A 23,128-nucleotide genomic window follows, 5' to 3' on the forward strand; every position below is an offset into this window, starting at 1 on the left:
GCTCAATGCATGGCTCTATGATTTCCTGGCCTTGGCGAAGGCATCGGCCATGGTCCCGCCTGCCGCCGGGGGTTGATTCACGGCTTTCACCGCCGCCGGACGATCCCGATCCTTCGCGTTTGGCTTTGGCGTCTGCTGGCGCATGTCGGATGATGCGCCGCGATTGGACGGGCGCTCGGCACGTCCGCCCGCGCCCTGATGCTGTTCGGCGCTGTCGCTCAGACGCATGGAGAGCGCAATCCGCTTGCGCGGCAGATCGACCTCCATCACCTTGACCTTGACCAGATCGCCGGATTTGACGACCTCGTGCGGATCTTTCACGAACCGATCCGCCAGCACCGAGATATGCACCAGTCCGTCCTGATGGACGCCAATATCGACGAAGGCGCCGAAGTTGGTGACATTGGTGACGGTGCCTTCGAGGATCATGTCCGGCTTGAGGTCGTTGAGCGTTTCCACCCCGTCCCTGAACTGCGCGGTCTTGAACTCGGGTCGCGGATCGCGTCCGGGCTTTTCCAGTTCCGCCAGAATGTCTTTCACGGTCGGCAGACCGAATCGTTCGTCGGTGAATCGCTGCGGATCGAGTCGGCGCAGGGTGGCGGCATCGCCGATCAGGCTGCGGATGTCTTTGCCGGTGAACTCGGCGATACGCCGCACCAGCGGATAGGCCTCGGGATGGACCGCTGAGGCATCGAGCGGTTCGTCGCCATCCGGCACCCGCAGAAAACCGGCGCTCAACTGGAATGCCTTGTCGCCGAAGCGCGGGACGGCCATCAGCTTTTTGCGATTGGCGAAGGCGCCATTGGTCTCCCGGAACTGGATGATATTCTCGGCAAGGGTGCGATTGAGCCCCGACACCTGGGTCAGCAGCGGCACTGACGCCGTATTGAGATCCACCCCGACCGCATTCACACAGTCCTCGACCACGGCATCCAGGGTCCGCGCCAGCCGGTTCTGATTGACATCGTGCTGATACTGACCGACACCGATGGCCTTGGGCTCGATCTTGACCAGCTCGGCCAGCGGATCCTGCAAACGGCGCGCAATGGAGACCGCACCGCGCAGCGAGACATCCAGCTCCGGCAGTTCCTTCGAGGCAAATTCGGAGGCCGAATAGACCGAGGCGCCGGCCTCGCTCACCACCATCGAGCGCAGACCCAGCTCGGGATGACGGGCGATCAGGTCGCGCGCCAGCCGGTCGGTCTCGCGCGAGGCGGTGCCGTTGCCGATGCTGATGAGCCTGACGGCGTGGGTCTTCGCCAGCGTCGCCAGCCGCGCAATGGACGCATCCCACTGGTTTTTGGGGACATGCGGATAAATGGTGTCGGTCGCCGCGACCTTGCCGGTTGCATCCACCACCGCGACCTTGACCCCGGTGCGCAGACCCGGATCCAGCCCCAGGGTCGGCAGCCGACCCGCCGGCGCCGCCAGCAGCAGCGCCTTGAGATTGAGCCCGAAGACGCGGATCGCCTCTTCTTCAGCCGACTCCATCAGACGACCCTTGAGTTCCAGATCGAGCCGGGTCAGGAGCTTGATGCGCCAGGTCTTGCGCACTGTCTCGGCCAGCCAGTCATCGGCGGCGCGGCCCTGGTGGCGGATACCGAAACGGCTGGCGATCAGCCCGCGACAGGTGGCGTCGGGATCCTCTCCCTCCCCCGCCAGCAAATCGAGCGAGAGCACGCCCTGATTACGTCCGCGAAAGAGCGCCAGCGCGCGATGCGAGGGCACTTTGGCGACGGCTTCGCGATAATCGAAATAATCCGCGAACTTGGCGCCTTCCTGCTCCTTGCCTTCGATGACCCTGGAGATCAGGATGCCGTGCTCCCAGAGATGGTCACGCAGCCGTCCGGTCAGTTCGGGATCCTCCGCGAAGCGCTCCATCAGGATCTGGCGCGCACCTTCCAGCGCCTCCGCCGCATCCGCGACGCCTTTCGCCGTCGAGACATAGGCCCCGGCCAGCTCATGCGGAATCTGGTTGGGGTCGGCCAGAATCGCATCGGCCAGCGGCTCCAATCCGGCCTCGCGCGCGATCTGGGCCTTGGTGCGCCGTTTGGGCTTGTAGGGAAGATAGAGATCTTCGAGCCGCTGCTTGGTCTCGGCACCATTGATCTCGGCCTGGAGTTCGGGTGTCAGCTTGCCCTGTTCATCGATACTCTTGAGCACGGCCACACGCCGCTCGGCCAGCTCGCGCAGATAGCCGAGCCGTTCCTCCAGGAGTCGCAACTGGATGTCGTCAAGGCCGCCGGTGACTTCCTTGCGATAGCGGGCGATGAAGGGCACGGTCGCGCCCTCGTCCAGCAGCCGGATGGCCGCCTCCACCTGCGCCGGACGGGCGGCGAGTTCGTTGCTCAGGGTCTCGGTGATACTGATCATGCGGGATGGTTCTTCCAAATGGACAGAATGAAACTGCGCGCTGTGCGGTATGCGATGTTTCTCTGGTGACGCAGCTCCTGCTGCGTCACCCGTGCGGAAAGTGGTGCTTTCTGACTCGCGAAGCAGAGCTTCGTCTCTCAGGTCACGAAGCTGGAGCTTCGTGACCAGAACTCTCCGGCCTCTGGTGACAAAGCTCCAGCTTTGTCACCCGCGCGATGAAGCTCCAGCTTCACGAACCCGACCATCCCTTGTCGATCTCGATCAGCCCCGGCTGGCCCAGATAGTCACGCGCGCTGGAGTAGCGCCAGTGCTCGGGGACATCGACATCGCCGCGCTTGACGGGATTGTAATGGATGTAGTTGCCTCCGTTCATGAAGCGGAGCTTCATCGCTGGGGTCACGAAGCTGGAGCTTCGTGACCAGAAAATCGACGGTTTAACAGGATTCTTTCAAGATGAAAAATATCCGCTGGCAGAACATGCACGATGCGCCCGATCTGTGTCCCGGCGCACTGCACCTGTGGCGCATCCGCATCGGTGACGATGGCGCAGATCCGGATCGCTGTGTCGTCCTGCTGGGGGAGCGCCAGCGCGCACGCGCCCAAAAGATGCGTCTGGATGCCGTGCGCGAGCGTTACATCCGCGCTCAGGCGGGACTGCGTCTGATCCTCGCGCGTTATCTGCACACCCCGCCACAGGCCATCGACTTTGGCTATGGCCCGGCCGGTAAGCCGTCTCTGCATGGCGCCTTGCACATCCTGTCGTTCAATCTGAGCACGAGCGGTGATCTGGCGCTGGTCGGTCTCTCGGCAGGCAGCGGCCCGGAGTCGGAACTGGGGGTGGATTGCGAATGGATCCGCCCGCGCATGGATCATCAGGCCATCGCCGCGCGGATGTTCGCGCCGGAGCGGGCTCAGGAGCTTGCAGCAACCCCGGAGCCTGAGCGCCTGAGCGCTTTCTATCGGGCCTGGACCGCGCTCGAAGCGGACGCCAAGGCCGATGGTCGCGGACTGTTTCGCCCCCGCCCGCCCGGCACTTGCCGACCTATGATCGCACACTGCATCCCCGAGCCCGGTTATGTCGCCGCTGTCGCCCGCGTCAATCTGCCGCCGGTGTCGGACTGGCTGACGTTCGATCTGCATTGGATCGATCTGACATGACGATCACCATCTCCGCGACAACAACTCCTTCATCACGAAGGGGTCGGCATGATCACTGAAGCCCCTCTCCCCAGTGGGGAGAGGGGCTTTTCGCTGGACGGGGGCTGGCGCGCAATCACGCAGGTCTTGATCGCTGATCGCTCTTTTACCCACCGCCCGGAGTATACTGCCGCCCCCTTTCCAGGAGCCTCCGCGTGGATACCATCCAGATCCTTTTACTCGCCTTCGTTCAGGGCATTACCGAATTTCTACCAATCTCCAGTTCCGGGCATCTGGTGCTCACACCACTGCTGTTCGGCTATGAGTTGCAGAGCCTGGCCTTCGATGTGTCCCTGCATCTCGGCACGCTTGCCGCCGTGATGCTCTATTTCCGACGCGAGATCGCGCGCATGACGCTCGCCGTGCTGGACTCGCTGCGCACCCGTCGCATCGCGAACCAGGACGCCCGGCTCGGCTGGATGATCATTGTCGCCACCCTGCCGGTACTGGTGCTGGGTCTGCCGCTGAAGACAGTATTGGATGCTCTGCGTGAGGACGGCACGCTGCTCGCCCTGACCATCGCCAGCACCAGTATCGGCTTTGGTCTGCTGCTCTGGTGGGCGGACTGGCGCGGCAGGCGCAGGCGGGATGAATACAGTCTCGACTGGAAGGACGCCCTCATCGTCGGCGGACTCCAGGCCATCGCCATCATCCCCGGCATCTCGCGCTCCGGGGTCACCATCACCGCCGGTCTGCTGCTGGGCCTGACCCGCCGCGCCGCTTCGCGCTTTTCCTTTCTGCTGGCGATTCCGACCATCCTCATGGCCGGCGGACTGGAGACCCTGGATCTGTTGCAGGACGCGGCCCCGGTCGATTGGACCGCGCTGCTGCTGGGCGCACAGTTTTCATTCCTGGTCGCCTATCTCACGATCCACTTCTTTCTGCGATTCATCGAACGCATCAGCATGCTGCCGTTCGTGCTCTATCGCTTTCTGCTGGGCGGGATGATTCTGTTCCTGGTCTGGTAGCGCGGACTGCCGGCCGGATTTCTCGGATGACCCGCAATCGGAGGACCACCCCGATTGCGGTCAACTCAACCCGACAGGCTCTCCATCCGAATCCGCGTCACCGGTCCCTGCACCGACTCCAGCGCCTCGATGCGGGCGATGGCCTCGTTCATCCGGCCCTCGATCACGCGATGGGTGAGCATGACCAGATGGACATGGGTCTCGCCCTCAGCCGGCTCCTTCTGCTTGATGGCCTCGATGCTGATGCCCTGTTCGCCCAGAATGCTGGCGATACGCGCCATGACGCCCGGCTGATCGAGTGCGGACAGACGCAGATAGTAGGCGGTCTCGACCGCCTCCATCGGCATGATCGGGGTGTCGGCCAGCTCATCCGGCTGAAAGGCGAGATGCGGCACGCGGTTGTTGGGATCCGTGGTCAGGGTCCGCGCCACATCCACCAGATCGGCGACCACCGCCGAAGCGGTCGGCAGTGCGCCAGCGCCCGCGCCATAGTAAAGCGTCGGTCCCACCGCATCGCCCTTGACCAGCACCGCGTTCATCACCCCATCGACATTGGCGAGCAGACGCCGCTCTGGGATCAGGGTCGGATGCACCCGCATCTCGATCCCGCCCGGCGAGCGCCGCGCGATGCCCAGATGCTTGATGCGATAACCCAGCTCGGCGGCATAGGCGACATCCAGCGCGCCGATCCGCGAGATGCCCTCGGTGAAGCAGCGCTCGAATTGCAGCGGGACACCAAAGGCGAGCGAGCCGAGAATGGTGAGCTTGTGCGCGGCATCGATGCCTTCGACATCGAAGGTTGGATCCGCCTCGGCATACCCGAGCGCCTGCGCCTCCGCCAGCACATCGGCAAAATCGCGCCCCTTGTCGCGCATCTCGGTCAGAATGAAATTGCCGGTGCCGTTGATGATGCCGGCGATCCATTCGATATGGTTGGCGGCGAGTCCCTCGCGCAGCGATTTGATGATGGGAATGCCGCCGGCAACCGCCGCCTCGAAGCACACCATCACGCCCCGCTCGCGGGCGGCAGCGAAGATCTCATTGCCGTGACGGGCGATCAGCGCCTTGTTGGCCGTCACCACATGCTTGCCGTTGGCGATGGCTTTCAGGACCAGTTCGCGCGCGGGCGAATAGCCGCCGATCAGCTCGACGACGATCTCGATCTCGGGGTCGTCCACCACGGCAAAGGCGTCGTCACCGATCTGGCCGATCTGTTCCAGCCCCTGAATCGTCTCGGGCCGGTAGTCGCGCGCCGCCGCGCGGGCGATCTCAATGCCGCGCCCGGCGCGCCGCGCGATCTCCTGTGCATTGCCTGTCAGCACCGTGACCGTCCCGCCGCCCACCGTCCCCAAGCCCAACAATCCGACCTTCACCGGTTTCATGCCTTTCCTCTCGATGACAGAAGGCGCGCCGTCGGCTGCATGTTCAGCTTCGCGAGCACCTGAATAAACACATAATGTAACCCGCGCCACTGCAATTCAGGATCCTTGACGCCAGCCGGGTCGATTCCCGGCCAGAAACAGCGTATCCCGCAGCGGGCGCGGTGCAGCCGGGCATTGTCTTGTATTTTCGACTGTCTGTCTGCCTGTCCGAACACTGGGGAATCCGGATCAAATCAGATCGGCAGCCAGTGCGTCGCGCACCTCGGGCGCAACCTCAACACGCTCGCCACAGGCGGGATGATCGATGCCGCAGGTGAGCGCGCCGCCCGTTTTCACAGCGGCGATCATGGCTGCCGTCAGCTCGAAGCGCAGAAAATGCACGGCAGAGGTCTTGTTCGCGTCTGTGCGCGGCAGATCCTCATCGGCAACCCCGTAGACCCGCTCACCGCCAGCGATCTGCACCCAGACCCGGTTCTCGATCCCGCGCAGGCGTGCGAGCGCGACCCGGCGCTCGGTCGCGTCTGCATATTCGATCATGAAGGTCGCCTTCCAGTTGGTGCCGTCCGGGATCAGCGGGTTATAGGCGTCCAGTTCATCCTGGATGCCGGCTGCCTCGAAGATCCGCTCGGCCCGCAGCATCTCCTGAATCTGGTACTGCATGGTCAGACGATCCTCGAAAAAGAGTCTGGCGTGCACGCCGAGGGCGATCTGGCGCCGCCGTTTGTGGGCCATGATCCGGGCACGGAAATCGCTGCGGATTTCGGCATAGTGTTCGAGACTGTAGAGGTCAGCGCGGGTCAGGTGCATGCTCAGCTCCGATGCGTCACAAATGCTCAATGATCGAGATGGCGAAGGTTCGTTTCGGGATTTCAGGGGATGACAGCAACCCGATCCGACGCCAGTGCAGCCGTGCAGATGTTCCGAGACCATCTCTGATCGTTGTCGTTGTCGCAATCGAAAATCCACAAATCGACGACAACGACAACGAACAGCCTCGGGATTTCCAAGGCGCTGTACTGCACTAGTAGTCAGTCACGCTGAATGAGAGATATTTTAGGCCCGTCAACAGACGCGGGCGCGGATTCTGCTGGAGGCCGCTGCGGGCTGCCCGGATGCGGCGATCATGGAGGCGTTGGGGGTCTCGGCCACGCTGGTTGGCCATACCCGGCAACGCTGTGTTGAGGGGTGATTCGCGTGGTCCTTGACAACCTCAACACCCACACGAAGGCCTCGCTCTATGACGCCTTCCCATCGGACGAGACGCGCACCATCGCCCGCAGGCTGGAGTTCCACTACACCCCCAGGCATAGGGTTTCGGTATAGGCCGGCGTGTCAAGGATGAAGGTTGTCATGCATCGCGTCCGGTTGATGGCTGCATCCCTGCTGCCAGTTCAGGCGATTGGATCGGCGGCAGCAGATCCTCGTCGGGTAAATGTCCGGATCTACTCAGCGCCGGTTTGCTGAGGAGCGGATCGCCTGTCGAGCGGGTAGCGAACCATGCACAGGATTCGTGATCGTCTGTTGCCAACGGACAGCTCCTGGAGATCAATGGTGTCGGTTGAAGTCATCGAATTCTCGCGGACACTGGAGATCTTGATACCCATCTTATCAATGGTGAGCTGTTCGCGATTCAGACTCAGCAATTGCTTTGGCGACGCCATTAACTGTTGCAGCACACTTAAATAAACCTTCGGATTGTCAATATTTTGTTCCGGATCGAGCGCATCCTGGCGGGATTTTTCATCCGTTCGTTCATGACGAATGCGGGTGGTTTCCAGACGGAGATGGATCACGACACTGTCGAACAGAATTGTTTTCAGCGCCGAGCGCAGGTCTGTCTCATTGGTCTTGATGTCGATGATTTCATGACCGACAAAACAGACGACAATCTGTGGCACGCCACTGACCAGCATCTCGCCCCACATGGCAGTGCCGAGAACCTGCTTTTCCGTTTTGAACAAATGGATCAGCGCATGGACCTCGTTGCAGATTTCGATTTGATGCTCAAGAAAATTCTCCAGGATCCGCTGCTCGTGAAAGAGCTTCTCGATGAGGCGTTCATCCTGAAAGAGTGAGTGCACCGTCGGGTCCATGACGAGTGTCTGTCTGGTCAGCAGAAGAGGCGGCGGCAGCTCCGCGACCATGTCTTCGATGTAGCGTAACAACGCTCTGGTGCTCTGACGCAGTTGCTCCTGATAATGACTGATCGCCCGCAAGCGTCCATCGGTTCCAGTGACCAGTATCTCGACGGCATGATTCAACAACCCCGTTTCCTGCCGTTCGCGCATCCTTTTCTGCTGTCGGCGATCAATGAGCTGCTGAAGATGATCCCATTGATCCTGAAAGAATCCTCTCAGTGACTCGGCTTCGATGACACGTTGATTCAGCATCGATAGAACCCCGCAATCGTTCGCCGTCGATGGAATTCGCCATCCGTCAGGGCGTTGTCCTGCCTGTGGGCGGATCGGCAATTTTGCAGCAATTGCGTCCTCCCTGTTTGGCGGCATACAAGGCCGCATCCGCCCGGCGATAAAGACTCTCGGTAGTGTCGCCAGTGAGGCATTCGGCCAGACCGCAGGACATGGTGACCGGCACCTGCTGACCGCGATACATGAATTGTGCGGTCGCGATCAGTTGGCGGAGTTTTTCGGTCACCTCGAACGCGGCCTGAATGCCGGTCTCGGGAAGCAGCAGCATGAATTCCTCACCGCCGAAACGGGCGACGAAATCGCTTTTGCGCGTCTGCTTGCTGAGCAGCTTGCCGAGAATCTTGAGCACGTTATCGCCGGCATTATGACCGTATGAATCATTGATGCGCTTGAAATGATCGACATCCCAGATACTCAGCACCAGTGGGTGTCCATAGCGCGCCCAGCGTTCGTATTCCAGTGCAATCCGCTCCTCGTAGGCGAGACGATTGTGGAGTCCGGTCAAGGTGTCATGCAGGGCGCGGTCACGCTCCTGGATCAGTCGCGTGCGCAGGGCGGAACTTTCCTCCTGCACCTGGCTGAGCGAATCTTTCAGACGCTGGATCTCCAGTTCGGTTCGTTTGATCCGGCTCTGTTCCAGTTGCTTGCGCGCATCCATGTGCATCTGAATATTGCTGAGGTGCGACTGAATCGAGTGTTTGATCTGATCGATATTTTCGGCCTCGCTCACCGATTTGCGGATCCCGGCAACCTCGGCGGAGAGACTGGCGTCAATGGCGTCGCCCTGACTGGTGGTTTCGCCATGGGTGCTGACCGTCTCCTTGAGCGATTGGTCGAGTTCCTGAAGACGCCCGGTGAGTTGCGACAGAAAGGACTCGATGTCCTTTTTCTCCCGCTCGACGTGCTGCCGCGCCCTGGCCATGAGTTCGGCGATGTCTTCCACGATCTGTCTGGCCAGCGTCGTCGAAGGCGGATCACACAGCCGGGCGGCGATCCGGTCGAAGTTTGCGGACAATTCCGCCGGCAGATCCAGACGATGAATCAGATCGAACAGCACCTGGTTGAAGGCGGGCAGTGTTTCGGCATCAGCGGCAGGCAGGGTCTGCACCGTCAATGCCGACGCATCGGCTGACGCGGTCTCACTCAGATCACCGTTGGCGTCATCAGTCTGTTTGCGTCCAAAAAGACGACCGAGGAGTCCGTCCCTGCTCTCCGGCTGCGGCGCGTCCAGCCAGGCGATAACCTGGGTCACGTAGTCCGCATAGGCATCCAGCGCCGGTTTGAGGTCGTGTGCATCAAGCGCTTGGCGCAACTGCTTCTGCAACGCCCGCGTCTCCCGCCTCAGCCCGTCCGGAACTTTGATTTTATTGATATTTTCTTCGATTCGCGACAGTTGTTGCTTGATGATATCGGTGTGATCACGCTGCTGGTCGAGACGCAGGATGGAGCTGGAGATCTCCTCCATCTGCTTGCCGATCTGACTCACGGTGGCGTTCTTGCGGATGGCGGTGCGCAGCGATTCCATCTGCTCGGTCAGACGCTTGTCGGACGTATCCGCCGCCAGAGTGAGCCGCGAAAGCGCCTGACGCAGGATGGATTCAACTTCTTGCCACGCCTTTTCCTTGCCCTCGATCTCTTCGAGACTGGCAAAATATTTGTCTTTCCACTGATTGGACTCGGGCTGCGACATCAGGCTGAATTCGGTTGACCGCACAAGGCGCGAAGTTTAGCGCCGAGTGCGGTCTGGTAGCCAAAGAGTTTCGATGTCTTGATTGACACTTGAATAAGGGTCTATGCAATTGGCGTCGCCGCACCCTGCACCGCTGCGTCGGGCGGACTGAACCAGTTCAGTTTGTCGCGCAGCCGCACCACCTCGCCCACGATGACCAGGGTCGGCGGTTGCGGCGGATCGGTCGCCACGATCTCCAGAATGCTCGACAGCGTGCCGCTGTAGACCCGTTGCAGGGGGGTCGTGCCCTGTTGAATCAGGGCGATCGGCATCTCGGGCGCCACGCCATGCGCCATCAGGCGTTCGACGATGACCGGCAGCCCCGCCAATCCCATATAAAAGACGACCGTTTGATGTGGCTGGGCGAGCGCCGGCCAGTTGAGATCGATGGTGCCGTCTTTGAGATGTCCGGTGACGAAGGTGACTGACTGCGCGTAATCGCGATGGGTCAGGGGGATACCGGCATAGGCGGCGCAGCCGGACGCGGCGGTGATGCCGGGAATGACCTGAAAAGGGATGCCCTCGGCGGCCAGGGTGTCGATCTCCTCGCCGCCACGACCGAAGATGAAGGGATCTCCCCCCTTGAGTCGCAGCACCCGACGCCCGTCACGCGCCAGATCGGCCAGCAGGCGGTTGATATCTTCCTGACGCATGGCGTGATGATTGCGCTCTTTGCCCACATAAATGCGGCGGGCGTCGCGGCGCGTCAGATTGAGGATCGGATCGGCAACCAGCCGGTCATAGACCACGACATCCGCCTGCTGCATGAGTCGCAGGGCGCGGAAGGTCAGCAGATCAGGATCGCCCGGCCCGGCGCCGACCAGATAGACCTCCCCCATCTCCCGCACCTGCGCAGCGGGCGCCAGCTCCTGTTCTATGATGGCCTCGGCCTCGGCGAACTGGCCGGCAAAGATGCGCTCGGCAACCGCGCCCTGCAACACGCGATCCCAGAAACGGCGGCGGTCGGGCTGTTCGGTGAAGCGGGTTTTGACGCGCGCGCGATAGCGTCCGGCCAGTTCGGCGAGTCGCCCGTAGCCGGCGGGAATCAGGGCTTCGAGCCGGGTGCGCAGCAGTCGCGCCAGCACCGGCGAGGCTTTGCCGCTGGAGACGGCGATGGTGACCGGCGAGCGGTCGATGATGGACGGCAGGAGAAAGGTGCAGGCGTCGGGGTCATCGACCACGTTGACCGGAATGTCCGCCGCGCCAGCCAGACGGGCGATCTGACGGTTGACCGCCGGATCGTCGGTTGCGGCGACGATCAGCCGGTTGCCTGGGATGTCGCCCGCATCGAAAGACCGCGCAAGATAGCGGAAGCGGCCCGCCTCGGCCTGATGGACGAGGGTTTCGCAGAGGCCGGGTGCAATGAGCGTGATCGCCGCCCCGGCGCGCAGCAGGCTGCCGGCCTTGCGGGCGGCGGTGACGCCGCCGCCGACGATGAGACAGGGCTTGCCCTGCATGTCGAGAAAGATCGGAAGGAGTTCGATGGACATATCAGCGATGATGACCCGACAGATCGTTGAGTTGAATTTCAATAACCATTAATATACTTAAATTATGAATTTATGGCTGGAACGAAACATGGTCAATGACATCGATTCCGCGTCACTGCACCAGCGTCTCACGAATGGGGAGGAGATGCTGGTGGTGGACATTCGCACGCCCGCCGAAAGCGCGCAGGGCATGATTCCCGATACCTTGCCGATGCCCATGCATCTGATTCCGCTGCGTCTGAACGAACTGCCCCGGGATCGGGATCTGGTGCTCTACTGCCGCAGCGGCGCCCGTTCCCATCAAGCGTGCGCCTATATGATGCAACAGGGCTACCACCGTGTCTTGAATCTGCGTGGCGGCATGATCGCCTGGGCACGGCATGGCTACCCGATCGTCGCCTCGGCAGGTTGAAGGGGTTGTGGAATGCGGGCCGGTCTGCGAGCGATTGGCGATGATCGCGGGTATTTGATGACGCCTTGCCCGCATCAAGGCGCATCTTCTGCCCGACTTGCCTTTTTGAGGGGTTTCACCTATAAACCTGAGCCTTTGTTTCTACTGATATTCTAAAATAGCCACAGACTGGAGGTATGCCATGGCCGATTTTGACCAAGAACTCGACGCCAGCGGACTGAACTGCCCGCTGCCGATCCTGCGCGCCAAGAAGACCCTGAACGCCATGGCGGGCGGTCAATTGCTCCATGTGATCGCCACCGATCCCGGTTCGGTGCGTGACTTCGATGCCTTTGCCAAACAGACCGGCAATGAGCTGATCGAATCCAGAGAAGATGGCGGCAAATTCCATTTCATGATCAGGAAATCCTGATCGCGGGACAGGCGGCTCCGCCGGTCCTCCCTGAATGACACCCACATAACTCGCGAGCCGAACACCCCGCGAGGAGGATCAGATGGCGCAAAAAAAACTGGCGATCATCGCCACCAAGGGTTCGCTCGACTGGGCCTATCCCCCTTTCATCCTTGCCTCGACGGCCTCGGCGCTTGGCTACGAGACCCAGATTTTCTTCACCTTCTATGGTCTCCAGCTGCTCAAGAAGAAGCTGGCCCTTGAGGTCACACCGCTTGGCAACCCCGGCATGCCGATGCCGATGGGGATGGACAAATGGTTCCCGGTGCTGGGCATGACGCTGCCCGGCATGCAGGGCATGATGACCGCGATGATGAAGAAGAAAATGAAGGACAAAGGCGTCGCCAGCATCGAGACGCTGCGGGATCTCTGTCAGGAGGCCGAGGTCAGGCTGGTCGCCTGTCAGATGACGGTGGATCTCTTCGACATGAATCCGTCCGACTTCATCGACGGCGTGGAATATGCCGGTGCGGCGTCCTTCTTCGAGTTTGCCGGCGACAGCGACATCTGTCTCTATATTTAACCCAAACTGCACCTTGCCGGATTAGTGCCCATCGGAGTTCGCCTGCGTTGTGACGGTATCGACGACGCAACGCGGGCGGAAAGCCCCGATGGACACATGCCTGTGCGATGATCCGCTGAAAATCTTGGCGTCGCGCGCCATCACCTCACATGCACGAGTCAGGGCGCGATCATCCAGAAACCAGACGCTGAGTCCGCGAAATCCATCAGTCGTTCAGCTCGCAGATACCGTGCCGACGGGCAACTCGGACGGCGCCTCGCCGCGCGCCTTGAGTTCGTCGAATGGGTCCGCTCCCTGCCGGACATGCCCCGCCTCCTTGAGCTGTTTCAGATAGTCGTACCAGAGCGGTTGCCAGGCGCGACCGAGCTTGTAGAGATAAGACCAGTCATAGAGACCGGATTGGTGTCCGTCGTCGAAGACGATCTTGATCGCATAACGTCCGACCGGACGGAGATCCCGAATGTTGACCTGCTCCTTGCCGACCTGAAGTTTCGCCGTCGCTGGCGAGTGACCACGGACCTCTGCCGAGGGCGAATAGACCCGCAGATACTCGCAGGGCAGGCGGAAGCGCGCGCCGTCGTCAAAAACGATGTCGAGCACGCGGGATTGCTGGTGCAGATTGATTTCGGTGGGGAATGAATGCTGTGGCATGGGGCTGAGTTAAGATCGCTGGTTGAAACCCATCAGCGCAGATGAGGGCGGCGGCGGCAACATGCCAGCGCCTTCTCCCGGCGATGATGGAATCCATTCGGCCAAGCGCCAGCCCCCAGCCAGAGACAGTGCATTCAGTGACTGACGCTTGCCATCCGCAGGCACGGCGGCTCTTGCCGTGCCTGCGGATGCAGTCAGGCAGCGTGATCTTTAATCCTTCGCCCCCATCGTCCGCGCACGACTGGCGCGCTCGGCCAGCCCGGCGGCATCGACCGCCGGGCCACTGACCTCCGGCCAGCCGCCACTGTGACGCACGACGAGATCGGCAAGCATGGTCATGTGATCCGGGCGGTCGTTGAGGCAGGGGATGTAGCTGTAAGAACCGCCGCCGGCCTCCTGAAAGAGATGGCTGTTCTCGATTGCAACCTCTTCCAGCGTCTCCAGACAGTCCGCCGAGAATCCCGGCGAGAGCACCTGGACCGACTTCACGCCTGCGGCGCCCCACTCCTTCAGGGTTTCATCCGTGTAGGGCCTGAGCCATTCCTGTCTGCCCAGGCGTGACTGGAAGGAGAGAAACCAGCGTTCGCGCGCCAGCCCCAGCCGCTCGGCGACCAGTCGCGCCGTCTTCTGGCACTGACAGTGATAGGGATCGCCCTGCTCGAAATAGTCACGGGGGATGCCGTGGAAGGAGAACAGCAGACGCTCCGGCTCGCCATGCCGCGCCCAATGCTCGCGGATGCTCGCGGCAAGAGCGTCGATATAACCCGGCTCATCGTGATACTGATTGATGAAGCGCAGTTCCGGCAGCCAGCGCCAGCGGGTGAGTTCACGGGTGACGGCATCGAAGGCGGAGGCCGTGGTGGAGGCGGAATACTGCGGATAGAGCGGGAACACCAGCACCCGGCGTGCGTTCGCCGCTTTCAATTCAGCCAGCGCCGCCGGCACCGATGGATTGCCGTAACGCATCGCCAGCGCCACCCTGACCGGTCCCGGCAGACGCGCCTCCAGCAGACCTTGCAGCGCCGTGGCCTGCCGACGCGCAATGGCGAGCAGTGGCGAGCCGTCTTCAGTCCAGATGGATTGATAGGCATGCGCCGAGCGCGCCGGACGGGTGCGCAGGATCATGCCATGCAGGAGCAGCCACCAGGGCAGCCGCGCCATCTCCACCACGCGCGGATCCCAGAGGAATTCGGCCAGATAGCGGCGCACATCGGGCACGCCGGGGGTATCCGGCGTGCCCAGATTAACCAGGAGCACCCCGAGACACTCCGGGGAGTCATGGCGAAAATCGAGCGTGTTGACAAAGCTCATCGGTTTAATTGTGCGCCTGCTCGGAGAGATAGCGATAGAGCGCCCGGAACCGCACCGGATCGGGGGCGGCAAAGACCGGATCCTCCACCACCGGGGCCGCCGCCTCGACCGCTTGCCAATCCTCTGCGGTGAGATATTTCAGGGCGATGGGAAAGGCCTCGGCGTCTTCCATCGCCAGATGGGCGCGCATGGTGGACACCAGTTCGCGACCGTCGGCTTCCACGTCTTCGCGCAGCAGCACCTCCTCATGCATGATGCCGTCGAGCGACTGGCGGAACCGCTTGCTGATCTGGGTCAGGGCCGCATGCTGGCGCATCAGCACCTCGAAGACATCGCGCTGTCCGGCGCCCTGGTCGAGCAGACGCCGAAAGATCAGGTCCTCCGTCGGGTGATGCACCATATCGGCATAACTGTCCATGTATTCGAGCATTTCGTGCATCAGATCGTAATCCGGCTCGGCGCCGTCATGAAAACGATTGAGCAATTCATCGAACAGATTGAGCAGCTTGGTGAGCCGGGCGTGGTCCTGGGCGAGTCGGGTCATGATGGCCGAGTGCATGGGCCTGTTCCTCTCTGGTGGCTGAAAGCGCATGGCGCCTCAGGCGCCGATGCCTCAGTATGACATTATCGCGTGCGTTGCCAAGCGGCGATCCACCGCCAGACCGCCCCTTCGCGATGGCTTTCGCCGGTGGCGACATAGCGCAGCGCATGGAGATTCTGCAAGACCCAATCCATGTCTGATCGGGTCTCGATGCGTCCGCAGAGCAGCAGCCGGTCGCCCCGACGCACGCGCTGATCAAGCGTCGGCAGCAATTGCAGCGAGTCATCCCTCACCAGCAACAGTGGAATCGCCTGCAAACGTCTCTCGCGATCACGCGGATCGCGCAGCAGCATGTCGAGCGTGATCGTGAAACCGCGCGCCTTGGCATGGCAGAGCGCGAACGCCTGTGTCTCGTCAATGGTGATCTCCCAGACATGCGGCACACGCTCATCGACCAGCCCGGCGACCCGGCTCACCAGTTCGCAGGCCCAATCCTCCGGCTGCGCGCGTGCGAGGTTGGAAAAATCGGCCAGCAGCGGGTTGACCAGCCTGACCCGGATCCGGTTCGCAATGATGGTGCTGGGATGCATGATGGACTGCGCACCCACCCGGTCGAACAGCTCCTGGTTGTCGAGATGATTTTCGCGGGCGATCACGAACAGGTCGGGATTGAGTTGCAGGGCGGTCATGACGATGGACAGATTGTCGGCATCCTCATCGGTGCCGGCCACCAGACCCACGGCACGCTGAATCTCGGCCTGCTCCAGCGTCACCGCCTCGGTGCCCCGCCCCTGCACGATCCCTTCCACCGGAATCCCGGTTTTGTGCGGCAGCGCCTCGATGATCGACAGGGTCAGTCCCTGCTGCTTGAGATGCTGGTACATCGCCTTGCCGAAGCGGCCATAACCGCAGATCACCCAGCGGCCATTGGTCGGCGGATAGCAGGGTTCGGACAGCGGCTCATCGTCGGCGGCGGACAGCCAGTCGAGCAGGAGTGTCAGGCAGGGCGACTGGATCGCCAGCGCCATGTAGACCGCGAAGGCATCGAAGGGGTCATAAATATGATCGGTACCGAAGGAGGCCATGTTGGCCTCGATCTCGTGCGAATCCGAGCGACAGATGACCTGGATGGTGGGATGCAGCAGCTTGGCCGCGATGGCGATCTTGAGGTTGGTTTCGTTGACATTGGTCAGCGCCACCACGCCCTCGCACAAGGGATGCTTCAGACCGGCTGCATCGAGGATCGATGGCTTGCGGGCATCCGCGCATAACGCGGGCACATATTCGCGCTGATTGTCGAGTTGCAGCAGGTTGATCCGGTCGGGATCGATATCGATGACCACGGCATGCCGATGACGGTCGGTCAGACCGCGCACCAGGGCGCTGCCGGTCTGACCGCAGCCGCAGATCAGATAGAAGGGCTGGCGCAGCCGGGCCACCCGGTTGCGGAAACGCCGCTCCTCAATGGCGCGTTGAAAGGTGTTGTCCTGCAGGAGCGCGATCAGCCGACCGATGGCGTAGATCCAGACCGCGACCGTGAAAAAAACCGACACCGAGACCCACAGCCGCTGTGCATCGGTAAAGGCGTTCGGGAGTTCGCCGAAACCGATGGTCGTGGACATATAGCTGACGAAATAGAAGGCATGAAAAAGACTCATGGTCGTCGGCTGACCCGTGGCGTCCTGGGCCGGGATGAGCGCCAGTCCCGCCATCGCCACTGCGTAGGCGATGATGAGCGTCAGCAGCGGCGTGCGCATGCGCCGCAGGATCAGAAAAAAGATCGTATCCACAAATTTAAACCGCGTCCTGTTGTGACATGGCTGGTTTGAGGGTGATTCGCACTCGGCGGTTGTCTGCTGACGCTGGCTGGACGCGGTTTAAATTTTATATTTTTTAATCTCTTGAACCGCGCCCGCTCATGGTCGTCGATGCGCCAGGGTCGATCCAGCCCAAAAACATCGCATACCCGCACTGGGCGCGGTTTAACGACGCAGCATCACGGTCTCGATCACCAGCAGCACGACTGAAACGACGTTGGCGATCATGGCGCCGCCGGACAGCGAGACGATGCTGGCCATGATCGAAGGGGTCATGCCCGCCTGACTGACATGCACTGCGAGCGTCCAGACCAGAACCGCGGCCAGCAGTTGCAGCATGGCCACCAGACTGGTCGCCAGCAGCACCGCCCCCATCTGCGTGCGATCACCGAATTTGAGGATGGTCGTGATCAGGTTGACCACCACCACCGCGAACAGCTCCCAGGCATGATGATGATCAGGATTGTCGATCTCCCCGACGAAAAAACCGAAGTTCAGGGTCAGGGCAAGAACGATGAAAAAACCGAAGACGACCTTCTCTGGATTCATGGCTCGCAGTTCCTGAGGTAGTTCGAGCAGACGCGGCGATCACCTTAAACGGCGATGTTCGATGGCGGGAAAGCTGCGTCGCACCGAGTCCTGGAAATCGCGGTCGATCTCGCAGCAGATGGAGCCGGTGGCACGGGTGGCCTGGGCCAGGATGCTTCCCCAGGGATCGACGATGAGGCTGTGTCCGTGGGTTTCGCGACCGTTGATGTGAAAACCACCCTGCGCGGCAGCAATGACATAGATCAGGTTTTCGATGGCGCGGGCACGCACCAGAATTTCCCAGTGCGCCTTGCCGGTGATGGCGGTGAAGGCGGAGGGAATGGCGAGCAGTTCCATGCCGTCGTCAAGCATCTGGCGAAAGAGCTCGGGAAAGCGCAGATCGTAACAGACGGCAATGCCGAGACGCCCGAACGGACTGTCCAGCACCAGCCGCCGCTCACCGCCTTCAATGGTGGCGGATTCGTGATAACGCTCGTCCGCCCCCGGCACCATCACGTCAAACAGATGAATCTTGTCGTAACGCGCGACCCGCTCGCCCTCGTCGTTATAGACCAGACAGGCCGCGCGGACTTTGTTGGGATCCGTGGCAACCATGGGGATGGTTCCGCCCACCAGCCAGATCCCCTGCTGCTTCGCGACCCGCGCCAGAAACGCCTGCAACGGACCTTCGCCATCCGCTTCGCGCCGCGCCACCTGATCCTGATCGTGCTGGCCCATGAAGGCGAAGTTTTCGGGCAGCACCACCAGACCGGCCCCCTGTTCCACCGCCTCTTTGATCAGACGCTCCGCCTCGAAGAGGTTGGCGCTGACATTGGTTCCGGTCGACATCTGGACCGCCCCGATCTTTGGTTTTGTTTTCATCTCTCTCACCGCTTCGTCCTCCAGTCTGTTGGAAAGATACCACCAGACCCGGCATCCCGAAACCGGCCATCATTCCGGATCCAGAAACAGACTCCTGCCGCCGCTTGACATGGCGCGGGGAATCGACTCGATGGCCGCCGCGCCGTTCATCCAGGGTTCCCAGCCGAGACGGCGGATCTCGGGTTCGCTCCAGGGACCGGTCACGCGATAACGATAGCGTCCAAGCTGATCAATGGGGTTGCCCGCCACCCGATCAACCAGATAGACCGCCGCACCCAGCAGCGGCCCGCCGACCACTGCGCTCGCCAGGGCGACGCTCGAACCGAGCTTGGGTTCGACGGTCACGGTTTGATCGAGATCGCGGGTCGCCAGATCGCTCGAACCGCCGACGATGAGCTTGCCCGCCGGTCCCGCAATGACGAAATCCTCGAACTGCGCCTGACCCGCGCCAACGGCGATCCGTCCGGCGATCTGCTCGAAGGCGAAACCCTGTCCGTAGAGATCCGAAAAATCCAGCATCAGACGCCGGTTCAGTGCCGAGAGATTGAGAAAACCCAGCACGCGCCCGATCCCCGGCTCCACTTCCGGCAGCCGTCCACCATTCACCTTGAGATCGATGACCCCATCTGCGTCCGGCCATGCAAAGTCGCCCAGTCCGCCCGGCCAGTTCAGACGCACTGTCGCCACGCTCTGCCCCGCCTCCAGGACGCTCTGCTCATCCAGCGCCCGCGCCAGCGCACCCAGATCGGCGGACCCCAGGGTCAGGTTGAGACGGCTGCGCCCGCCATCCGGGGCGCGGATCCAGTCGCCCTCCCCGCTCGCGGAGAGCAGTCCGGTTCCGCTCAAGGTCAGATTGGACAGATGCATGCCTGCCGCATCCTGATCCAGATCCAGATCGAGCGCGCCGAGCCGGGTCTGACCCCAGCGCAGACGCTCGACACGGAGTTGCGCGCCGGCCAGCCAGTCGGGCGCGGGGCTGGATCCGGTCGCGACCAGCGATGACGATTCGGCACGCGCAGTGGTGGCCCAGGTCAGCCAGACCGGCAGATCCAGTTCAGTCAACGTGCCATCCAGGAACAGACCCGGACGCTCCGGTGCGGGCACCGAGTCGTCACCGAGCCGCAGGCGTCCGCTGAAATGAGGTGTCGTGCCGCCGAGTCCCAGCTTCAGATTCAGCGCCAGATCGCCGAGCCGACCGCGACTGTCCAGCGTCTGTCCCGGCCTCAGCGTCCCCGCCAGATCCAGGTTGCGCGCAACGCCGGTCGCTTTGCCCAGCGGCGAGGGCAGATCGATGGACAGACCGCGCAGGGTGGAAGACAGACGGTAATCCAGCGCGGGTGCCTCGCGATCAAGATCGCGATGATGCAGCCTGACCGCCAGATTCCAGTTGAGATCGCCGCTCAGGTTCGACCAGAGCGGCGACGGCAAGCGTCGCGCCAGTTCGATCACGGGCGTTTTGGTGTGCGCCTCGATCCGGGTCAGCGAACGTGCGGAATCGCCCGCGCCCTCGGTGGTCAGGTCGAGTTGCAGCGGATGCCCCCAGAGCTGCGCCGCAATGGATTGGGCGCTGAGGCTGTGATCGGTCAGGTCCAGATGGCCCTTGAGCCCGGTCAGCAGCAGGGGCGTGCCCTGGATGCCCAGGCTCGCCTGAGCCGGCCAGGAGAGCTGGCCGGCCAGTTGCAGCGGCGGTTCACCCTGGGCCAGCGGCAGATCGATATCGAGCACCAGCCGCGAGGTGCCTTCAACCGTCAGCGTTGTGGCGAGCCGCCCCAGTTTCTCGGCCAGTGGCGTATCGGCCAGGGTGCGCAGCCCGTCGGCAAATGGCCCCTCGGCCTCGCCGTGAATCCGCATCCGCCGTAACCCACGAAGTTCGGGGATATCGACCTTGCCAGCGGAAAAGGCGCTGTCATAGATCCGTCCGCGTTCGACCCGGATCGTCAGACCCTGATTGAGAAATCGGAGATGCCCGGCGGCGGCGATGATCGGCGGCCAGCCCGAACGATAGTCGAGCAGCATGTCCTCGAAGGGCAGAAAGAGCTCAAAGCGGCCTTCGTGACGCCGAAAGGGATGGTGTTCGAGCGGCCCGCGAAACACCACCTCGGCCTGCGGCACCCGTCCTGCCTTGATGGAACGGGTCAGCCACTCGACCAGATCGGGGTGCATGATCCCCGCCGGGAGATAAGGCCGCAGATGGACGAGATCCTCATGGTGAAAGCGGGCGCGCAGATCCAGCACCGGACTCGCTCCATCGGCGGCCTGAGTCAGGGTGAAGCGGGTCTGGCCGGCGACATCGGCAGTCTCCAGTTCGATGTCCTCGGCGGCCAGACGCCAGCCCCCGCCAGTCTCCCGGCCCCAGCCGAGACGACCGCCGATGCGCTCCAAGAGCAGCCGCTCGCTGAACAGCGGATTGAGATCCAGTGACAGACGTTCGGCGTCGAAGCGCATCGACATCCGCCGACCCGCTTCAGTGATCAGCAGATCAAGATTCAGGGCCGATTCGTCGCTATCCCTGATGTCGGTTTGGAGATCCGCGATCTGTATCTGCCAGCCCGCTTCCAGCGGACGCAGCCGCGCCAGACCATGCAGCGGCCCCATCCCGATGGTGGCGGGAGCGGTCTGCCTGCCGGCAGATGGCGCCGGGGCCAGGGTCAATCCGGCCAGAGCGAAGCGCAGCAGCGATGTTTCCAGCCGACCGGCGCGGATGTGATTCCAGCTTTCCAGCCGAAAGGAACCGCTGTCCAGGGCGCGCAGACCCAACCGATCCAGCGGCAGGAGCCCGCCGGGATCCGTCCCGTCGAGCCGGACATCGACCCGGCCATGCCATGCGCCAGGATCAGACGCCGGCCCTTCCAGATCCGCACTCAGATACAGTTGGTTGTCCGGGGCCGGCATGTCGCTGTCAGCCCCGAGCGGAAGCAGACGGGCGGACAGTTCCAACCGATGGCGCGCGCCCTCATTGTGCAGGGCCAGACGGATCCCGGTGACATGCGCCAGCTCGGAACCCAGACCCTCATCGACAAAGAGGATGTCGGTCTCGATCAGGTTGACCCGTCCCTGTTCCAGAAACCGCTCCAGGGTTTGCGGATGTGCACCCTGAAGCCCGTCGAGCCCGACGAGACGCAGCCGTCCGTCGCGCAGACGCCGCACCTCCAGATGCGCGCCCTCCAGGGTCAGCGCGCTGATTTGAGGGGAGGCGGTACGCAGCGAACTCAGTGCATCCAGATCCAGCCTGATCGCCTTGAGGCCGAGTGACGCGGCCTCTGTTTTCGGGTCGGACAGCGTGACCTGTCCCAGGGTGAGACGCGGTGTCCAGCCGGAAAGGCCCAGGTTCAGGGTTCCGATCGATACCCGGTATCCCAGACGCTGGCTCAGGGTGTCGGCCAGCGTGTCTCGATAGTCGTCGGCAAGGGGCGGCGCCAGCCGCATCGCCGACACCAGCAGGGCCAGGGCGACCAGCAGCGCCAGACCGGAAATCGAAAGAAACGCCGCAAGGCGTCGGAGTACGGTCATGGAGTTCTGGCATGGTGTTTATCGCAATGCCTGGATTCTGGATGATCCGGCACAGAACCGCCAGCGACCCCCAGTGCGAATTCAGGCTAAACCGCGTCCAGTGCGATATGCGTAATTTTCAATTTGTGTTTAGCTCTGGGGAAGTCAACGACATCAGTAGAGACGCAGTTTAAAATTTTATATTTTTTAATACTTTAAACCGCGCCAGCTCCGATAATCCTTGAGTCTGCCAGGGCCGATCTGATCCACAAAGATCGCATACCGCACTGGGCGCGGTTTAATCGGGCGATGGATCGTGATCAATGCTGATGGACAGCATCAGGGGCTCAAGCTGATCCCAGGCATCCTTGGCCTGACGTTTTGAGAGCAGTGCCGGCAGCGCATCGCGCAGATCGTCCAGCTCGGCACGCAGCTCGCCGGGTGTGCTGGCCGCTTCGATACGCTGGGCGCGGCGTGCGCCAGCCGGCCCCAGGACACCGAGGATGACGAAACGCGCAAAACCTTTCGCCTTCGCCAGATTGAACTCGGGTTGCTCGGACAAGGCGGTGGCAATGGACGGAACCGCATCGCGGGGCGCCAGAAAACCCTCTGCCAGCAGGGTGCTGAAATGGGTCTCCAGGTCATCGTCCAGACCGGCGAGACGCTCAATGGTCTCGCCAATCGTGCTCTGTCCATCGACCATGATCAGCAATCGCCGCAGCCGCGCCGGGAGCCTGCATGCCTTGGTGCGGATTTCCTCCTGTCCCTTGGCCGTTTTGACCGGAATCCATTTCCGGTCCACTGTCTTGATAGAAGGCCGATTTGGTTCTGAAGACATGCAGACCTCGTCAGGACAATGGGTGATGAATGAAGGCCGGCATGGATCCTACGCAACACAGGTGGCACCTTCAAGATGGAGTGATCGCCTGATCTCAGTCATGATTCCAGCCTGATG

Annotated in this window: 20 protein-coding genes and 1 pseudogene; 6 read left to right on the plus strand and 15 right to left on the minus strand. The window is 62.1% G+C overall.

The genetic code is table 11. The annotated features are described in order from the left end of the window. Nucleotides 1-15: 15 nt before the first annotated feature. Both EDC35_RS00940 and EDC35_RS00945 read right to left on the minus strand, forming a co-directional pair. Nucleotides 16-2,373 carry a Tex family protein gene (locus tag EDC35_RS00940; RefSeq protein ID WP_132974969.1) on the minus strand — a complete coding sequence of 786 codons (2,358 nt, stop codon included), beginning with the start codon at nt 2,371-2,373 and terminating at the stop codon, nt 16-18. A gap of 229 nt (nt 2,374-2,602) precedes the next feature. Further along, nucleotides 2,603-2,746 (minus strand): hypothetical protein, encoded by a 144-nt coding sequence (locus tag EDC35_RS00945; RefSeq protein ID WP_207896036.1) that lies wholly within the window; start codon nt 2,744-2,746, stop codon nt 2,603-2,605. 80 nt (nt 2,747-2,826) lie between these two features. Between EDC35_RS00945 and EDC35_RS00950 the strand changes: the two genes are divergently transcribed. Next, entirely contained in the window at nt 2,827-3,531 is a 705-nt protein-coding gene (locus tag EDC35_RS00950; RefSeq protein ID WP_132974970.1) for a 4'-phosphopantetheinyl transferase family protein, read from the plus strand. 194 nt (nt 3,532-3,725) lie between these two features. After that, entirely contained in the window at nt 3,726-4,538 is an 813-nt protein-coding gene (locus EDC35_RS00955; protein ID WP_132974971.1) for an undecaprenyl-diphosphate phosphatase, read from the plus strand. A 65-nt stretch (nt 4,539-4,603) separates the two neighbouring features. On the opposite strand, the gene EDC35_RS00960 is transcribed toward EDC35_RS00955, so the two are convergent. Further along, nucleotides 4,604-5,920, minus strand: coding sequence for a homoserine dehydrogenase (locus EDC35_RS00960; protein WP_132974972.1), 1,317 nt, complete (start codon nt 5,918-5,920; stop codon nt 4,604-4,606). Nucleotides 5,921-6,148: 228 nt separating this feature from the next. Then, a complete protein-coding gene (locus EDC35_RS00965; RefSeq protein WP_132974973.1) occupies nt 6,149-6,727 on the minus strand; it encodes a DUF3501 family protein in 579 nt (192 codons plus the stop codon). Nucleotides 6,728-7,108: 381 nt separating this feature from the next. Between EDC35_RS00965 and EDC35_RS18705 the strand changes: the two are divergent. Beyond that, nucleotides 7,109-7,228, plus strand: a pseudogene (locus EDC35_RS18705) (IS630 family transposase); the annotation flags it as partial. A gap of 134 nt (nt 7,229-7,362) precedes the next feature. Here the strand turns inward: EDC35_RS18705 and EDC35_RS00975 are convergent. The 3 genes from EDC35_RS00975 to cysG all read right to left on the minus strand — a co-directional run bounded on the left by EDC35_RS00975 (nt 7,363) and on the right by cysG (nt 11,568). Further along, nucleotides 7,363-8,310 carry a hypothetical protein gene (locus EDC35_RS00975; RefSeq protein WP_132974974.1) on the minus strand — a complete coding sequence of 316 codons (948 nt, stop codon included), beginning with the start codon at nt 8,308-8,310 and terminating at the stop codon, nt 7,363-7,365. Nucleotides 8,311-8,356: 46 nt separating this feature from the next. Beyond that, nucleotides 8,357-10,039 (minus strand): diguanylate cyclase, encoded by a 1,683-nt coding sequence (locus tag EDC35_RS00980; protein ID WP_132974975.1) that lies wholly within the window; start codon nt 10,037-10,039, stop codon nt 8,357-8,359. Nucleotides 10,040-10,140: 101 nt separating this feature from the next. Then, complete coding sequence (gene cysG / locus EDC35_RS00985; RefSeq protein ID WP_207896038.1) at nt 10,141-11,568, minus strand: siroheme synthase CysG; 1,428 nt, start codon at nt 11,566-11,568, stop codon at nt 10,141-10,143. An 88-nt stretch (nt 11,569-11,656) separates the two neighbouring features. On the opposite strand from cysG, the gene EDC35_RS00990 reads away from it, so the two are divergent. The 3 genes from EDC35_RS00990 to dsrE2 all read left to right on the plus strand — a co-directional run bounded on the left by EDC35_RS00990 (nt 11,657) and on the right by dsrE2 (nt 12,954). Continuing rightward, complete coding sequence (locus EDC35_RS00990) at nt 11,657-11,980, plus strand: rhodanese-like domain-containing protein (RefSeq protein WP_132974976.1); 324 nt, start codon at nt 11,657-11,659, stop codon at nt 11,978-11,980. Nucleotides 11,981-12,161: 181 nt separating this feature from the next. Further along, nucleotides 12,162-12,392 carry a sulfurtransferase TusA family protein gene (locus EDC35_RS00995; protein WP_132974977.1) on the plus strand — a complete coding sequence of 77 codons (231 nt, stop codon included), beginning with the start codon at nt 12,162-12,164 and terminating at the stop codon, nt 12,390-12,392. Nucleotides 12,393-12,474: 82 nt separating this feature from the next. Next, nucleotides 12,475-12,954: a sulfur carrier protein DsrE2 gene (gene dsrE2 / locus EDC35_RS01000; RefSeq protein WP_132974978.1), complete on the plus strand. Its 480-nt coding sequence runs from the start codon at nt 12,475-12,477 to the stop codon at nt 12,952-12,954. 213 nt (nt 12,955-13,167) lie between these two features. Here dsrE2 and EDC35_RS01005 read toward each other — a convergent pair whose 3' ends face one another. From EDC35_RS01005 to EDC35_RS01040, 8 genes are all read right to left on the minus strand, one after another. Then, on the minus strand, nt 13,168-13,605 hold the full coding sequence (locus EDC35_RS01005; protein ID WP_132974979.1) for a gamma-butyrobetaine hydroxylase family protein: 438 nt from the start codon (nt 13,603-13,605) through the stop codon (nt 13,168-13,170). Nucleotides 13,606-13,815: 210 nt separating this feature from the next. Next, entirely contained in the window at nt 13,816-14,916 is a 1,101-nt protein-coding gene (gene hemH, locus EDC35_RS01010; RefSeq protein ID WP_132974980.1) for a ferrochelatase, read from the minus strand. A gap of 4 nt (nt 14,917-14,920) precedes the next feature. Then, entirely contained in the window at nt 14,921-15,475 is a 555-nt protein-coding gene (locus EDC35_RS01015) for a hemerythrin domain-containing protein (RefSeq protein WP_132974981.1), read from the minus strand. A 65-nt stretch (nt 15,476-15,540) separates the two neighbouring features. Next, nucleotides 15,541-17,247 (minus strand): potassium channel family protein, encoded by a 1,707-nt coding sequence (locus tag EDC35_RS01020; RefSeq protein ID WP_132974982.1) that lies wholly within the window; start codon nt 17,245-17,247, stop codon nt 15,541-15,543. Between the two features lie 192 nt (nt 17,248-17,439). Then, the gene (locus EDC35_RS01025) at nt 17,440-17,823 is read right to left on the minus strand and encodes a DUF6394 family protein (RefSeq protein ID WP_132974983.1); all 384 of its coding nucleotides are present in this window, start codon (nt 17,821-17,823) and stop codon (nt 17,440-17,442) included. A 39-nt stretch (nt 17,824-17,862) separates the two neighbouring features. Continuing rightward, nucleotides 17,863-18,684 (minus strand): carbon-nitrogen hydrolase family protein, encoded by an 822-nt coding sequence (locus tag EDC35_RS01030; RefSeq protein ID WP_132974984.1) that lies wholly within the window; start codon nt 18,682-18,684, stop codon nt 17,863-17,865. A gap of 69 nt (nt 18,685-18,753) precedes the next feature. Further along, nucleotides 18,754-22,194, minus strand: a complete 3,441-nt coding sequence (locus tag EDC35_RS01035) for a YhdP family phospholipid transporter (RefSeq protein ID WP_132974985.1) — start codon at nt 22,192-22,194, stop codon at nt 18,754-18,756. Nucleotides 22,195-22,471: 277 nt separating this feature from the next. Continuing rightward, nucleotides 22,472-23,011, minus strand: coding sequence for a hypothetical protein (locus EDC35_RS01040; RefSeq protein ID WP_132974986.1), 540 nt, complete (start codon nt 23,009-23,011; stop codon nt 22,472-22,474). Nucleotides 23,012-23,128 lie beyond the last annotated feature (117 nt).

The sequence above is a fragment of the Thiobaca trueperi genome (genome assembly GCF_004342175.1).
Lineage (GTDB): Bacteria > Pseudomonadota > Gammaproteobacteria > Chromatiales > Chromatiaceae > Thiobaca > Thiobaca trueperi.